The sequence below is a fragment of the Streptoverticillium olivoreticuli subsp. olivoreticuli genome, from assembly GCF_003391135.1.
GTDB classification, from domain to species: Bacteria; Actinomycetota; Actinomycetes; order Streptomycetales; family Streptomycetaceae; genus Streptomyces; species Streptomyces blastmyceticus.
The window spans coordinates 6,090,522-6,104,316 of the sequence record NZ_CP031455.1; the positions used below are offsets into that span (position 1 = coordinate 6,090,522).

Sequence of the window (13,795 nt, forward strand, 5' to 3'; positions counted from 1 at the left end):
GAGCCAGTGAACTCCGCCGACAGCGCGTCGGCAACAGGAGCCTGGACACTGTCCAGAATTTCACCCCGTACGGGCGAAACGGAAGGCCCGCCGGAAGCCCCGGCACCCCGGCGCGTGCGCGGCGCCCTCAGCGGGCGTGCGCGGGCAGCGCCATCTCGAACCACACCACCTTCCCGGTGCTGAGCCGGGTGGCTCCCCACCGCCTGGCCAGCCTGTTCACCAGATACAGCCCCCGGCCGCCCTCGTCCGAGGGCCGCGCCTGCCGCAGCCGCGGCAGCTGGGGCACATCGTCGCCGACCTCGCAGCGCAGCACGTCCGTCCGGAGCAACCGCAGGGATATGGGCCGTTCGGCGTACCGCACCGCATTGGTGATCACCTCGCTGACCAGCAGCTCCACCGCGTCGCTGAGCTCGTCGAGACCCCAGCGCGCCAGCGCGCGCTTCGCCAGCCTGCGCGCCTGGCGGGCCGTCTGCGGGCGCGGGTCGAGGAACCAGTACGCCACGTCGCTCGGCGCGATCCCCTCGAAGCGGGCCGCGAGCAGCGCGATGTCGTCGTCCCGGTCGCCGGGGCCGAGCATGCCCAGCACCTCGTCGCACAGCGGCTCCAGCGGGGGCGGATTCGGGCCGGTCAGCCGGGCCGTCTCGATCAGCCGCTCCCGCAGCTGCTCTATGCCGGTCCACACGTCCCTTATCCGGGACTCCACCAGGCCGTCGGTGTACAGCAGCAGCGTCGCCCCGGCCGGCGCGTCCAGCTCCACCGCCTCGAAGTCGACCCCGCCCACGCCGATGGGCGCGCCCGGCGGCACGCGCAGCACCTCCGCGCGCCCGCCGCGGTGCAGCATGATCGGCGGTGGGTGCCCGGCGTTGGCGATGACGATGCGGTGGGCGACCGGGTCGTAGACCGCGTACAGGCAGGTGGCCATGCGGTCCGAGCCGAGCCGCTGCGCCTGCTCGTCCAGGTGGTGCAGCACCTCGGCCGGGGGCAGGTCCAGGCCCGCGAGGGTCTGCGCGGTGGTCCGCAGCTGGCCCATGATCGCGGCGGAGGTCATCGAGTGACCCATCACGTCACCGACGACCAGCGCCACCCGGTTGCCCGGCAGCGGGATCGCGTCGTACCAGTCGCCGCCCACCCGGGCCGTCTCGGCCGCCGGGAGATAGCGGCTGGCGAGCCGGACGCCCGTCGGCTGTGGCAGGGAGTCGGGGAGCATGGTGCGCTGGAGCTCGTCCGCGATGTAGACCTCGCGGCCGTAGAGCACGGCCTTGTCCACGCCCAGGGCGGTGTGGGTGGCCAGCTGCGCCGCCACCAGCAGGTCGTCGCCCTCGAACGCGGGCCGGTCCGCGCGGCGGATGAACACCGCCGCGCCGATCACCCGCCGCCGGCCCCGCAGCGGCGCGAGGATCGTCCGCTGCCGGTCCGGCACCGTACGGTCCTCGCCCAGCAGCTCCGGGAGCGCCGCCCGCGCGGCGGAGGAGTCGCCGTAGACGGGCCTGACCCCTCGCAGCACCTCCGCGAGCGGCCCTCCTATGCGCACCTCGCAGCGCTCGGCCGCGACGGCCGCCAGGTCGGTGGCGGGGTCGCCGCGGTCCGCCGGGGCGTCGGGGTCGGCGGGGTCGCCCAGGCCCCGTACGTGCTCGGGCAGCTGGTCGGTGCGGCGCAGCCGCAGGACGACGGGGCCCACGGGCCGCTCGTCGCCCACGGGCAGCGGGTCGCGCAGATAGACGAGGATCGCGTCGGCGAAGGTCGGCACGGTGGCCCGGCACAGGCCCAGCACGATCTCGTCCAGGTCGATCCCGCGCGCGATCCGCCGCGTCGCGGCCCCCACGAACCGCAGCCGCTCCCCACCGGTGGTCCCGGCGCTGGGCATCCCGGCCGCACCGGGCGCCTCCGGCGCACGGCGCCCGGCGTCGGCAGCCTCGGAGGGTGAGCCCTTTCCGGGCGCGCGGCGCCCGCTGCCGGCCGCTTCGGAGGGTGAGCCTTTTCCAGGCGTGCGATGCCCGGCGCTCGGCGCCTCGGGCCCGCTGTGCGCCCCGCCGGCCGCCTCGGAGCCACCGGCCGCTCCCCGGGCGCCCGCGCCCGGCTCGGGCCGCGCCCTGCCGCTGCCGGACGGGTCAGGGGCGCCGCTGCCGTCCGGGTCGTCGTGCGCCACGGCCTGCTCCCCGGCACGGCCGGAGTCGTCGCGGTCGCCCCGGCCGGAAGCCGCCCGGCCCGGTCCGCCGGGCTCGGCGGTATCCGGACCCCGGTGGGCCGGGCCGTCCGCGGCGGCGCCGGAAGCGCGGGCCCGGCCGGATGCCGGATCGCCGGATCCCGGTTCCTGCCGGTCCGGCCCGTCCGCAGGGCCGCCGGTGGAAGCGTCGTGCTCCCCGGCGCGGCCGGGCTCGGCGGGCTCGGCGGAAGCGTGGGCCCGGCCGGTGGCCGGATCGCTGGATTCCGGACGGCTGAGGTCGCGCGGACCACCCGCGCGACCGTCCGGCTGGCGCGGCAGGCGGGCGGCCGCGGCGGCGGCCTCAGAGCCAAGCGCGGCCGTACCCGGCGCAGGGGCAGCGGGCTGCCGGGCGGCAGCCTGCCGCGTCGGCGCGGTCCGCTGTCTTCCGTGGGAGTTGGGATGCTCCGTCACGCGTGGGGTTCCATCCGTCGGGGCCGTACGCCCGGGTCGTTCAGGGGCGCACCATGGGTCAGGCGCGTCGCAGATTGAAGAAGAGCTGGATCTCTGGTGGTACGTCCGTACTCGCCGGGGCGTACGCCAGCGCGCTTTCCCCGGCGACGTCGAAGCCCGCCTCGCAGACGACCTGGCGCAATTCGTCCCGCAGATATCCGGATACCCGGATCGTGTTCCCCAGGAACGGGATCGCGAAGTCGTCCACGTCGGCCTCGACCATCGACAGGGCCAGCAGCCCCCCGGGTCTCAGCAGCCCGCGCACCATCCGCAGGGCGTGCGGGATCTCCGCGCGCGGCAGCATCAGCAGGGAGAAGAACGCGGCGACCCCGTCGAACGAGCCCAGCCGCCCGTCCCGCAGTTCGGCCAGGTCCAGGCGGAGGAACTCGGCCCCGGGGACGTTGCCGCGGGCCAGGTCCAGCATGCCGGGGGAGAGGTCGACGCCGACCACCTCGTGGCCCGCGTCGCTGAGCTGCCGGGCGGTCGGCAGGCCCGTACCGCAGCCCAGGTCCAGGATCCGGGAGCCCGGCGGCAGCGTCCCCGCCAGCCAGGCACCGGCCGCGAGCTGGCCCTCCTTGTGCGGGAAGGCCTCGTCGTAGCGCTCGCCTATCGCGTCGAACGCCTCGGCCTGACCACTGCGGTCCAGCCCTAAGCGGGCGTAGCCCTCGTAGTCCCGCCCCTCGTCACCGCTCACGGCTCCGCCCTCCTGTGACCGTCTTCTGTGATCATGCGTCACATGCCGTGCTTTGTTCGCGCCGTGCCGTGCTGCTGTGCAGTATCGCGGAGGCCGATCCTACGGTTGTCCGTCGGGGGCCCGCCAAGCGGTTCCCGAGGTTACGCCCGGATCCGGGCCGGGGAGCGGTCCCAGTCGGCGGGGAGCGCGGGCACGGTCCAGGCGGGGTCGGGGCGCCAGTCCTCCCAGCCGCCGGCGAACGGCGCCCCCCAGGACTCGATGCGCGCGACCGCGTCGTGCCCGGCCGCCCGCACCCTGGCCGCCTGGCCGGCGGACATCAGGCCCGCGCGCTGCGCCTGGGTGAACTCGTCCTCGTCCTTCCACTCCCAACTGCGGTCCGGATAGACGGCGATGTCCAGGAAATGGTCCTCGGAGTCGACGCCGCCCGCCCAGCGCGCGAGCGGTTCCTCGAGGTTCACGTACCAGTTCTTGAAGCCCCAGTCACGGTCCCAGAACAGCCAGACCGACCAGGCCTCGCCGGGCCGGGCGAGCTTGAGCACGCCGGTGCCGAACCAGCGGGAGACGACGGTGGTACGCGGCTTGGTGTAGCGGGTGGCCAGCGGCTCCTCGTGGATGGACGTGCCGTCCGCGAGCCGCGGCTTGACGCAGTCGGTGCCGGGCGCCATCCACACGGCGAGGAGCTCGTCGGTGTCCTGGACGACGGTGACGGGACGGCAGATGTGGACGCGATCGGTGCCGTTGCCCCGGTAGCGCCAGAGGATGTGGTCCCCCGGCGCCCAGGGGGCGGCGCTGCCTGCTGTCGTGTCCACGGTGTCCGCTGTCATGCGCAGATCCTAGGCGGGGTGGTGGCAGGTGCGCCGTGATGTGCGCCGCAATTGGTACGGTCCAGAGGCGGGGGTTGACGCGGGTGTTTGTCTGCGGACCGTCCCGTCCGCACCACCGCTGCGCGGCGGTGTCCTCGATCTCCGGACGGGCTGGTTCGCCGGACCGCAGTCCGCGAAGCGCGGGCCCGCAGATCTCAAGGCCGCGTCATCCGCAGTACGTCCAGCGCCGCGTCCAGCTCCTCGCGCGTCAGCAACCCCCGCTCCACATAGCCCGATTCCAGCACCACGTCCCGGATCGTCTTCCGCTCCGCGAGCGACTTCTTCGCCACCTTCGCCGCCTCCTCGTACCCGATGTAGCGATTCAGCGGTGTGACGACGGACGGCGAGGACTCCGCGTACTCCCGCGCCCGCTCCACATTGGCGGTGATGCCGTCGACCGTGCGGTCCGCCAGCAGCCGGGACGCGTTCGCGAGCAGCCGGACGGACTCCAGCAGGTTCTTCGCCATGACCGGGAGCATCACGTTGAGCTCGAAGTTCCCGGCGGCGCCCGCCGTGGCCACGGTCGCGTCGTTGCCGACGACCTGCGCGGCCACCATCAGGACCGCCTCGGGGATCACCGGGTTGACCTTCCCCGGCATGATCGACGAGCCCGGCTGGAGGTCGGGGAGGCTGATCTCGGCCAGGCCGGTGCGCGGGCCGGAGGACATCCAGCGCAGATCGTTGGAGATCTTGGTGAGGCCGACCGCGATCGTGCGCAGCTGGCCGCTGGTCTCCACCAGGCCGTCGCGCGCGCCCTGCGCCTCGAAGTGGTCACGCGCCTCGGTCAGCGGCAGCCCGGTGGTGCGGGCGACCTCCGCGATGACGGCGGCGGAGAAGCCCGCCGGGGTGTTGATGCCGGTGCCCACGGCCGTGCCGCCGAGGGGGAGTTCGGCGAGGCGGGGCAGGGAGGCGAGCAGCCGCTCGACGCCGTAGCGCACCTGCGCCGCGTAGCCGCCGAACTCCTGGCCGAGGGTGACGGGCGTGGCGTCCATCAGGTGTGTGCGGCCCGACTTGACGACGTCCGCGAACTCGGCGGCCTTGCGCTCCAGCGCTTCCGCCAGGTGCTCCAGCGCCGGGATCAGATCGCCCGTGACGGCCGCGGTGGCGGCGATGTGGATGCTGGAGGGGAAGACGTCGTTGGAGCTCTGCGAGGCGTTGACGTGGTCGTTGGGGTGCACGTCACGGCCGAGGCGCTCGGTGGCGAGGGTGGCGATGACTTCGTTGGCGTTCATGTTGGACGACGTGCCCGAGCCGGTCTGGAAGACGTCGATCGGGAAGTGGTCGTCCCAGCGCCCTTCCGCCACCTCGTCCGCCGCCTCCGCGACGGCCTCCGCGACATCCTTGTCGATCACGCCGAGCTCGGCGTTGACCTTGGCGGCGGCGGCCTTGATCCGGGCCAGCGCCTCGATGTGCGCCCGCTCCAGGCGCTGCCCGCTGACGGGGAAGTTCTCCACCGCCCGCTGGGTCTGCGCGCGCCACTTGGCACGGGCCGGGACCCGCACCTCTCCCATGGAGTCGTGCTCGGTCCGGTACTGCTCACTGTCGGTCATCGTCACTTACCTCCTGTCCAGCACAGCGTTTGTCCGGTCCGACGTGTTCCCAAGAGGCACTCCCACCTAGTAAATACCGCGGGTAACAACTGAAATCGGGGAGGCTCCATGACACGCAGACCCACCCTGCGCTGTGCCCTCGCCGCCGTCGCCGCGTTCACCGCGGCGCTCGGCGGCATGGCCGCCACCGGACCCACCGCCCAGGCCGCCGGCCGTACGGCCGCCTCCACCCCCCTGAGCCCGGAACTGGAGAAGATCCGCGCCGCCGAGGCGACCGGGCTGTACGGCGACGCCACCGAGCGCCCGCTCGCCGACCGCAAGACCTCGCTGGTCTCGCTCGGCGACAGCGAGATCTCCGGCGAGGGCGTCGGCACCTACGAGCCGGGCACCGCCGGCCCCACCAACTGGTGCCACCGCTCGCCCGACTCCGCCATCCACCGCACCACCATCCCCGCCGACGTGACCTACAACGTCGCCTGCTCCGGCGCCGCCACCGGCAACATCCGCATCGGCGGCGGCAAGCAGTACGCGGACGAGCTGGTGCAGAGCGACGCGCTGGCGATCAAGGCCCGCAACACCCACGTCAAGCTGGTCCTGCTGGTCGCGGGAGCCAACGACGACCTCCAGTTCGGCCCCGTGATGACCGACTGCGTCGAGCGCTACCTGCTGCTCCAGGGCACCTGCGAGCCGAAGTACGCGCCGGGGTGGCAGGCCCGCGTCGACGGCCTCGTGCCCAAGGTCGAGCAGACCGTACGGGACCTGCGGACCGTCATGACGGGCGCGGGCTACGCCGACGGCGACTACAAGCTCGTCGTCATGGGCTACCCCAGCCCCATCTCGCCCGACTTCGAGGACAACCCCGACTACCCGGGCAAGATCCCGGGCGGCTGCGTCGGCTACACCTCCGACGCCGCGTGGGGGCGCAACACCGCCGTGCCCGCCTTCGAGCGCGGCATGCGCGAGGTCGCCCGCGACACCGGCGCGATCTTCCTCGACAACTCGCGCCTCTTCCACGGCCACGAGGTGTGCACGGAGAACACCTGGGCGCGCGGCCTCTACATCGACCTGTCCAACCCCTTCCCCCCGGACGCCAACTCCGTGCGCCAGTCCTTCCACCCCAACTACCGCGGCCACGGCGCCTTCGCGTCCTGCCTGAGCCGGCTCTACGCCTCCGGCTACCGCGAGGCGGGCTGCACGGACCCGGCGAGCACGGGGTCACCGGTGCTGTACAAGGGCGCGTGGGACGACGCGTACAAGCCGCTGAAGAACGAGGCGACGGGCGCGTGCGTGGACGCGTACGCGGCGAGCAGCCGCAACGGCACGGAGGTCGGGGGCTGGCCCTGCTCCGGTGCGCGCAACCAGGGCTGGTGGTACGACGCGTCGCGGAAGTCCGTGCACACGGAGTTGTCGCAGGACCGGTGTGTGGATGTGCCGGGTGGAAAGTATGCGGCCGGTGCGGCTGTCGAGCTGTGGGATTGCCACGGTGGCGTCAACCAGCAGTTCGTACGGGACGGTTCGACGTTCCGCCCGGTGGGCGCGCCTGATCTGTGCTTGACGCTCGCTGCGGCGAAGGATCCGGTGAAGTTGCAGCGCTGCGACGGCTCGTCGGCCCAGCGCTTCGCGTAGGAGCGCCCTGCGGGCGCGGCCTCAAGCGCCGGACGGGCCGAAATCAGCCCGTCCGGCGCTTGAGGACCAGCGTTATGCCTGGCGTACGGGAATGGACGTGAACGTCGGGGCCGGGGACGGGTCGACGAAGAAGTCGTTGCCCTTGTCGTCGACGACGATGAACGCCGGGAAGTCCTCGACCTCGATCCGCCAGACCGCCTCCATGCCGAGCTCCTCGTACTCCAGGACCTCGACCTTCTTGATGCAGTCCTGCGCGAGACGCGCCGCGGGACCACCGATCGACCCGAGGTAGAAGCCACCATGAGCGGCACACGCGTCGGTGACCTGCTTCGAGCGGTTGCCCTTGGCGAGCATGACCTTGGAGCCGCCCGCCGCCTGGAACTGCTCGACGTACGCGTCCATCCGGCCGGCCGTCGTCGGCCCGAAGGAGCCGGACGCGTAGCCCTCGGGCGTCTTCGCCGGGCCCGCGTAGTAGACCGGGTGGTTCTTGAGGTACGCGGGCATCTCCTCGCCCGCGTCCAGCAGTTCCTTGATCTTGGCGTGGGCGATGTCGCGGGCGACGACCAGCGTGCCGGTCAGCGACAGCCGGGTCTTGACCGGGTGCTTGGACAGCTCGGCGAGGATCTCGTCCATCGGCCGGTCCAGGTCGATGGCGACCGCGTCGAGGTCGGGGCCCGCGCCCGCGGTCAGCTCCTCCTCGGTGGTGTCCGGCAGGAAGCGCGCCGGGTCGGTCTCCAGCTGCTCCAGGAAGACGCCCTCCGGCGTGATCTTCGCCAGGGCCTGGCGGTCGGCGGAGCAGGAGACGGCGATGGCGACCGGGCAGGAGGCGCCGTGCCGCGGCAGCCGGACGACGCGCACGTCGTGGCAGAAGTACTTGCCGCCGAACTGCGCGCCGATGCCGATCTTCTGCGTCAGCTCGAAGACCTTCTCCTCCAGCTCCTTGTCACGGAAGCCGTGACCGAGCGGGGAGCCCTCCTCCGGCAGCTCGTCGAGGTAGTGCGCGGAGGCGTACTTCGCGGTCTTCAGCGCGTACTCCGCGCTCGTGCCGCCGACGACGATCGCCAGGTGGTACGGCGGGCACGCGGCGGTGCCCAGCGAGCGGATCTTCTCCTCCAGGAACTTCATCATGGAGGACTCGTTGAGCACCGCCTTCGTCTCCTGGTAGAGGAAGGACTTGTTGGCCGAGCCGCCGCCCTTGGCCATGAAGAGGAACTTGTACGCGCCGCCGTCCGTCGCGTACAGCTCGATCTGCGCGGGCAGGTTCGAGCCGGTGTTCTTCTCGTCCCACATGGTCAGCGGCGCCATCTGGGAGTAGCGCAGGTTGAGCTCGGTGTAGGCGTCGTAGATGCCGTGCGAGAGCGCTTCCTCGTCCCCTCCCTCGGTGAGGACGTTCTGGCCGCGCTTGCCCATGACGATCGCCGTGCCGGTGTCCTGGCACATCGGCAGCACGCCGGCCGCGGCGATGTTGGCGTTCTTCAGCAGGTCGAGCGCGACGAAGCGGTCGTTGGCCGAGGCCTCGGGGTCGTCGAGGATGCGGCGCAGCTGCGCGAGGTGCGCGGGGCGCAGGTAGTGCGAGATGTCGTGCATGGCCTCGGCGGCCAGCTTCCGCAGCGCCTCCGGCTCCACCTTGAGGAACGTACGGCCGTCGGCCTCGAAGGTGCTCACGCCCTCCGAAGTCACCAGACGGTACGGAGTGTTGTCCTCGCCCAGGGGCAGAAGATCCGTGTAGGCAAACTCTGGCATTGCGGCCATTCCTCACTCGGCAGACATGCTGGCTACTGCGACAGCACCCACAAGCGTAGAGCGCGGGGCCCGGCGCGCGGCTGTGAGGTAAGGCTCACCGGCATCCGCCCCTGTCGCGATCTATCGCGTTTCGCTACCCTGACGGGGTGGACGAGTCATCGCGCGAGAAGCGCTCCCCGGTGAAGCTGGAGAAGACCGCTCCGGCGGAGGGGGCGCTGCGCGCCTCCGACGCCGACCGGGACCGGACGGCGGACATCCTGCGCGAGGCGCTGGGCGAGGGCCGGATCACGGCCGAGGAGCACGCAGAGCGGGTCGGCGCGGTGTACGAGGCGCGCACCGTCGGCGAGCTGGAGCCGCTGATCCGCGACCTCCCCCTCCCGGACCGGTCCGCGCCCGCCGCGGTCACGCGCCCGTACGACGCATCGGTGCGCCCCGGTGGTGAGCCCGCCGAGAATCTCATCGCCGTCTTCGGCGGCGCCACGCGCAAGGGCCGCTGGCGCGTTCCCCGGCGGACCAATGCCTTCGCCCTGTTCGGCGGGGTGGAGATCGACCTGACGGAGGCGGTCTTCGAGCAGCGGGAGATCGTCATCAACGCCACCGCGATCTTCGGCGGCGTCGAGATCAGGGTGCCGGAGAACGTCACCCTGCGCTCCACGGGCACCGGCATTTTCGGCGGTTTCGAGGTGAAGGTCTCCGAGGCGCCGGACGAGGCCGCCCCGGTCGTGACGGTGATGGGCTTCGCGATCTTCGGGGGCGTGGAGGCCAAACCCAAGCGCGGCAAGCGCCTTCGGAACCTCCGGGCGCGCGCCTGATCGCGGGTCACTCCGTTCCGCTCATGGCAACGGTGTGAATAAGCACGCGCACAGCGGGTAAAGCTTGGTGCATCGTCTCTCGTACGGCTGCCGGTGCGAATGGCCGTGCGCAGTGGAGGCGGGCAAAGGTGACTCAATCGGCCAAGCCAAGCCGTCGTCAGGAGTAGACCGTGCTGCTACCGCATCAGCCCCTGCCTGAAGCCGCCGTACCGTCCCAGCGGATGCCCGCCCGGGATCAGGCCGGCCCCTGGCATTCGGAGGCGGTGTGCCGCCGGGATGAAGCCGGGCTCTTCTTCGCACCATCCAAGGAACCAACGGCCGCTCGGCTCTCCCGGGAGGAGGCCGCCAAGCGCGTCTGCGCGCGCTGCCCCGTGATGGTCGAGTGCCGGGAGCACGCGCTGCTCCAGCCGGAGCCCTATGGAGTGTGGGGCGGGCTGACCGCTGCGGAGCGCCGCGTCGTCCTGGCCCGGCGCCGTCGGCGCGAGGCGGAACTGCAGCGTACGACGCGCATCGCCGCGGCGGGCTGACCGTTCGACCGTGCCCGGGCAGGCAGGGGGCAGCCCGGGTGCGGATCCCGTCCCGGGCCGCCGGGCGGGCTCGGGGGTGCGGGCCGGCCCGCACCGATGGAGCCCGCCCGGCGGCCTCGGCGTGTGACCCGGCGCGTGCGCAGGCCGCCGGGGCGGAGCGTCAGCTGGGGCGCTCGAAGTCGACCCTGCTGTAGGCGCGCAGCTTGGACAGCCGGTGCGTGGAGTCGATCTGCCGGATGGTGCCCGACTTGGACCGCATCACCAGGGACTGCGTGGTCGCGGTCTCCGCGCGGTAGCGCACCCCGCGCAGCAGCTCGCCGTCCGTGATGCCGGTGGCGACGAAGAAGACGTTCTCGCCGCTGACCAGGTCGTTCGTGTGCAGGACCTTGCCGAGGTCGTGGCCCGCGCCCAGCGCGCGCTCCCGCTCCTCCTCGTCCTTGGGCCACAGCTTGGCCTGGATCGTGCCGCCGAGGCACTTGATGGCACAGGCCGTGATGATGCCCTCGGGCGTACCGCCGATGCCGAGCAGCAGGTCCACGCCCGTGCCCTCGCGCACGGCCATGATGGCGCCGGCCACGTCGCCGTCGGAGATGAACTTGATGCGGGCGCCGGCCTCGCGGATCTCCTTGACGATGCCGTCGTGGCGGGGGCGGTCGAGGACGACGACGGTCACGTCCTCCGGCGAGGAGTGCTTCGCCTTCGCAACGCGGCGGATGTTGACGCCCACCGGGGCGTCGATGTCGACGTAGTCGGCGGCCTCGGGGCCGGTGACCAGTTTGTCCATGTAGAAGACCGCGGACGGGTCGAACATGGAGCCCCGGTCGGCGACGGCCATGACGGAGACCGCGTTGGCCATGCCCTTGGCCGTGAGGGTCGTGCCGTCCACCGGGTCCACGGCGACGTCGCACTCGGCGCCGGTCCCGTCGCCCACGCGCTCGCCGTTGTAGAGCATGGGGGCGTTGTCCTTCTCGCCCTCGCCGATGACGACGACGCCGTTCATGGAGACGGTGCCGATGAGGGCGCGCATGGCCTTGACCGCGGCGCCGTCCGCGCCGTTCTTGTCACCGCGCCCGACCCAGCGGCCCGACGCCATCGCGCCGGCCTCGGTGACCCGGACGAGCTCCAGGGCGAGGTTGCGGTCGGGGGCCTCGGGGCTGACCTCGAGCGGGGACGGCAGATGATTTTCGGTCATCGGAGCGCACCTTTCTGTACGGCGACGGCCGTGGAACCCCTCGTCCCCCGAAGGGGGCAGAGGGTGAGGGTGCTGCTGACTTTATCGGTTGACCGCGAGAGTGAGCAGGCCACCCCACGCATGAGCGGCGTCAAGGTCTTCCGGTGACTCCCGGTGCGGCACCGGCGTCAAGATCGGCGCGGCCATGAGGGACGATGGGGGCGTGGCAGGTAGGAACCCTAAGGCGCAGACCGTACGGAACATGTTGCTGGCACTGGTGGTGATCGTCCCGGTGGCCCTCGTCAGCTATGTCTTCATCCCGCACGACGACAAGAAGGACCCCGTCAGGACCGTCGACTACCGGGTGGAGCTCGACACGGCCCGGCGCGCCGCGCCGTACCCCGTCGCCGCGCCCGAGGGGCTGGCCGCGGGCTGGCGCGCGACCTCGGTCTCGTACCGCGCGGGCGGCAAGGACGGCTCGGCCTGGCACCTCGGCTTCCTCGACCCGGACACGCAGTACGTCGCGGTCGAGCAGAGCGACGGCCCGTCCGCGTCGTTCGTCGACAACGTGACGCAGGGCGCGACGAAGACCCCCAGGACCGAGAAGGTGGGGGACGCCACCTGGCGGCGCTACGAGGGCGAGAAGTACAACGCCCTGGTGCGCGAGGAGCACGGCGTGACGACGGTGGTCACCGGCACCGCCGCGCCGGAGCGGCTGACGAAAATGGCCGCCGCGCTCAAGGCCGGAAAGGCCTGAGCGCGACGGCTGGATCAGACGGTGGTGACGACCTCGTCGTAGGACAGGCGCGGCGAGCGCGGACTGTGTCCTTCGGGGGGTAACCCCCGGACCCCCAGCCGGGGGTCGGGGGCGCGTCTCCCGTCGGTTCTCAGACGGTCGTGACGACCTCGTCGTACGACAGGCGCGGCGAGCGCGGACTGTGTCCTTCGGGGGGTAACCCCCGGACCCCCAGCCGGGGGTCGGGGGCGCGACTGCCGTCGGTTCTCAGACGGTGGTGACGACCTCGTCGTACGACAGACGCGGCGAGCGCGGGAACCACGGGTTCTCGCCCGGCTTGCCGATGTTGACGACCATCAGCGGGGTGTGGTCGTCGTCCAGGAACTCCTTCTGGACGCCCGCGAAGTCGAAGCCGGTCATCGGGCCCGCGGCCAGACCGGCGGCGCGGATGCCGAGGATGAAGTACGCGGCCTGGAGGGCGCCGTTGACCGAGGCCGCACCCTCACGGGCCGAACGCTCGCTGAAGAAGACGTCCTTGGCCTGCGGGAAGTGCGGGAACAGCGTCGGGAGCTCCTCGTGGAACTCGTTGTCCGCGGCGAGGATCGCGACGAGCGGCGCCGTACGGGTCTTGGGCTGGTTGCCCTCCGCCATGTGCGCCACCAGGCGCTCACGGGCCTCCTCGGAGCGGACCAGGACGACGCGCAGCGGCGACCCGTTGAACGCGGTCGGGGCGTACTTCACCAGGTCGTAGACGGCCTGGATCTGCTCGTCGGTCACCGGCTCGTCGGAGAAGGTGTTGGATGTACGGGCCTCACGGAAGAGCAGGTCCTGGGCGGCGGGGTCGAGTGCGAGGGTCATCGGGGCACGCCTTCTCTTTGGGTACGGAAATGTGTGCGGTAAGAGATACTTTGGCGCGCAGTACGTTAACTTTCAACTAAATCCTGGGCATTGTGATGCGACTCACCTCCGGTGGGGGTGCGGTTGCTCGGGTCGCGGCTGTGTCCCGGGTGCGGGTCCGTTGCCGCCTGCGGCGGGAGCGGCCTGCGGCCGCGTCCTCAATCGCCGGACGGGCTGAGTTTGCGCACCCCGGGGGTCTGGGGGCGGAGCCCCGGCCGCGGCGGAGCCGCGCATCAGACGCTGCGGGAGTCAGTCCTGCGGGCCTTCAGCGGCCGGGGAATCCGCCGCAAGCGCGGCGTCGAGGCGGGCGCGCGCCCCCTCCAGCCAATGCCGGCACACCTTCGAGAGCTCCTCACCCCGCTCCCACAGCGCCAGCGACTCCTCCAGCGTCGTACCGCCCGCCTCCAAGCGCCGCACGACCTCGATCAGCTCATCCCGCGCCTGCTCGTACCCCAGCACGCTCTCGCCCGCGTCGCCCTCAGCATCGGCAGCGGCAGCCGCATCCGTCTTCGCCATGCGGCCA

At 72.0% G+C, this 13,795-nt stretch carries 12 protein-coding genes; 4 read left to right on the plus strand and 8 right to left on the minus strand.

Features of this window, described 5'->3' with window-relative positions; genetic code table 11:
• Positions 1 to 127 precede the first annotated feature (127 nt).
• From DXZ73_RS27140 to DXZ73_RS27155, 4 genes are all read right to left on the minus strand, one after another.
• Positions 128 to 2,614, minus strand: a complete 2,487-nt coding sequence (locus DXZ73_RS27140) for an ATP-binding SpoIIE family protein phosphatase (protein WP_116213660.1) — start codon at positions 2,612 to 2,614, stop codon at positions 128 to 130.
• A gap of 58 nt (positions 2,615 to 2,672) precedes the next feature.
• Positions 2,673 to 3,347 carry a class I SAM-dependent DNA methyltransferase gene (locus DXZ73_RS27145; protein ID WP_116213661.1) on the minus strand — a complete coding sequence of 225 codons (675 nt, stop codon included), beginning with the start codon at positions 3,345 to 3,347 and terminating at the stop codon, positions 2,673 to 2,675.
• 140 nt (positions 3,348 to 3,487) lie between these two features.
• The gene (gene fomD / locus DXZ73_RS27150; RefSeq protein WP_116213662.1) at positions 3,488 to 4,171 is read right to left on the minus strand and encodes a cytidylyl-2-hydroxypropylphosphonate hydrolase; all 684 of its coding nucleotides are present in this window, start codon (positions 4,169 to 4,171) and stop codon (positions 3,488 to 3,490) included.
• A gap of 194 nt (positions 4,172 to 4,365) precedes the next feature.
• Complete coding sequence (locus DXZ73_RS27155) at positions 4,366 to 5,760, minus strand: class II fumarate hydratase (RefSeq protein ID WP_116213663.1); 1,395 nt, start codon at positions 5,758 to 5,760, stop codon at positions 4,366 to 4,368.
• 108 nt (positions 5,761 to 5,868) lie between these two features.
• Here DXZ73_RS27155 and DXZ73_RS27160 point away from each other — a divergent pair, with 108 nt between their 5' ends.
• Positions 5,869 to 7,386: a ricin-type beta-trefoil lectin domain protein gene (locus DXZ73_RS27160; RefSeq protein ID WP_116213664.1), complete on the plus strand. Its 1,518-nt coding sequence runs from the start codon at positions 5,869 to 5,871 to the stop codon at positions 7,384 to 7,386.
• 72 nt (positions 7,387 to 7,458) lie between these two features.
• On the opposite strand, the gene DXZ73_RS27165 is transcribed toward DXZ73_RS27160, so the two are convergent.
• Positions 7,459 to 9,129: a fumarate hydratase gene (locus DXZ73_RS27165; RefSeq protein WP_116213665.1), complete on the minus strand. Its 1,671-nt coding sequence runs from the start codon at positions 9,127 to 9,129 to the stop codon at positions 7,459 to 7,461.
• 146 nt (positions 9,130 to 9,275) lie between these two features.
• Between DXZ73_RS27165 and DXZ73_RS27170 the strand changes: the two genes are divergently transcribed.
• Positions 9,276 to 9,941 carry a DUF1707 SHOCT-like domain-containing protein gene (locus tag DXZ73_RS27170; protein WP_240351506.1) on the plus strand — a complete coding sequence of 222 codons (666 nt, stop codon included), beginning with the start codon at positions 9,276 to 9,278 and terminating at the stop codon, positions 9,939 to 9,941.
• 221 nt (positions 9,942 to 10,162) lie between these two features.
• The gene (locus tag DXZ73_RS27175) at positions 10,163 to 10,468 is read left to right on the plus strand and encodes a WhiB family transcriptional regulator (protein ID WP_205519238.1); all 306 of its coding nucleotides are present in this window, start codon (positions 10,163 to 10,165) and stop codon (positions 10,466 to 10,468) included.
• Between the two features lie 160 nt (positions 10,469 to 10,628).
• On the opposite strand, the gene glpX is transcribed toward DXZ73_RS27175, so the two are convergent.
• On the minus strand, positions 10,629 to 11,660 hold the full coding sequence (gene glpX, locus DXZ73_RS27180) for a class II fructose-bisphosphatase (protein ID WP_116213668.1): 1,032 nt from the start codon (positions 11,658 to 11,660) through the stop codon (positions 10,629 to 10,631).
• A gap of 184 nt (positions 11,661 to 11,844) precedes the next feature.
• On the opposite strand from glpX, the gene DXZ73_RS27185 reads away from it, so the two are divergent.
• Positions 11,845 to 12,396 (plus strand): DUF4245 domain-containing protein, encoded by a 552-nt coding sequence (locus DXZ73_RS27185; RefSeq protein WP_275898594.1) that lies wholly within the window; start codon positions 11,845 to 11,847, stop codon positions 12,394 to 12,396.
• 246 nt (positions 12,397 to 12,642) lie between these two features.
• Here the strand turns inward: DXZ73_RS27185 and DXZ73_RS27190 are convergent, their stop codons facing one another.
• Both DXZ73_RS27190 and DXZ73_RS27195 read right to left on the minus strand, forming a co-directional pair.
• Positions 12,643 to 13,233, minus strand: a complete 591-nt coding sequence (locus DXZ73_RS27190) for a malonic semialdehyde reductase (protein ID WP_116213670.1) — start codon at positions 13,231 to 13,233, stop codon at positions 12,643 to 12,645.
• Positions 13,234 to 13,521: 288 nt separating this feature from the next.
• Positions 13,522 to 13,788: an exodeoxyribonuclease VII small subunit gene (locus tag DXZ73_RS27195; protein ID WP_116215885.1), complete on the minus strand. Its 267-nt coding sequence runs from the start codon at positions 13,786 to 13,788 to the stop codon at positions 13,522 to 13,524.
• Positions 13,789 to 13,795: the final 7 nt, after the last annotated feature.

What these genes read in the sequence shown, in the direction of transcription:
- fomD (WP_116213662.1), bottom strand. Translation starts at nt 4,171, where the DNA reads ATGACAGCGGACACCGTGGACACGACAGCAGGCAGCGCCGCCCCCTGG.
- DXZ73_RS27155 (WP_116213663.1), bottom strand. Translation starts at nt 5,760, where the DNA reads ATGACCGACAGTGAGCAGTACCGGACCGAGCACGACTCCATGGGAGAG.
- DXZ73_RS27160 (WP_116213664.1), top strand. Translation starts at nt 5,869, where the DNA reads ATGACACGCAGACCCACCCTGCGCTGTGCCCTCGCCGCCGTCGCCGCG.
- DXZ73_RS27165 (WP_116213665.1), bottom strand. Translation starts at nt 9,129, where the DNA reads ATGCCAGAGTTTGCCTACACGGATCTTCTGCCCCTGGGCGAGGACAAC.
- DXZ73_RS27175 (WP_205519238.1), top strand. Translation starts at nt 10,163, where the DNA reads ATGCCCGCCCGGGATCAGGCCGGCCCCTGGCATTCGGAGGCGGTGTGC.
- glpX (WP_116213668.1), bottom strand. Translation starts at nt 11,660, where the DNA reads ATGACCGAAAATCATCTGCCGTCCCCGCTCGAGGTCAGCCCCGAGGCC.
- DXZ73_RS27185 (WP_275898594.1), top strand. Translation starts at nt 11,845, where the DNA reads ATGAGGGACGATGGGGGCGTGGCAGGTAGGAACCCTAAGGCGCAGACC.
- DXZ73_RS27190 (WP_116213670.1), bottom strand. Translation starts at nt 13,233, where the DNA reads ATGACCCTCGCACTCGACCCCGCCGCCCAGGACCTGCTCTTCCGTGAG.
- DXZ73_RS27195 (WP_116215885.1), bottom strand. Translation starts at nt 13,788, where the DNA reads ATGGCGAAGACGGATGCGGCTGCCGCTGCCGATGCTGAGGGCGACGCG.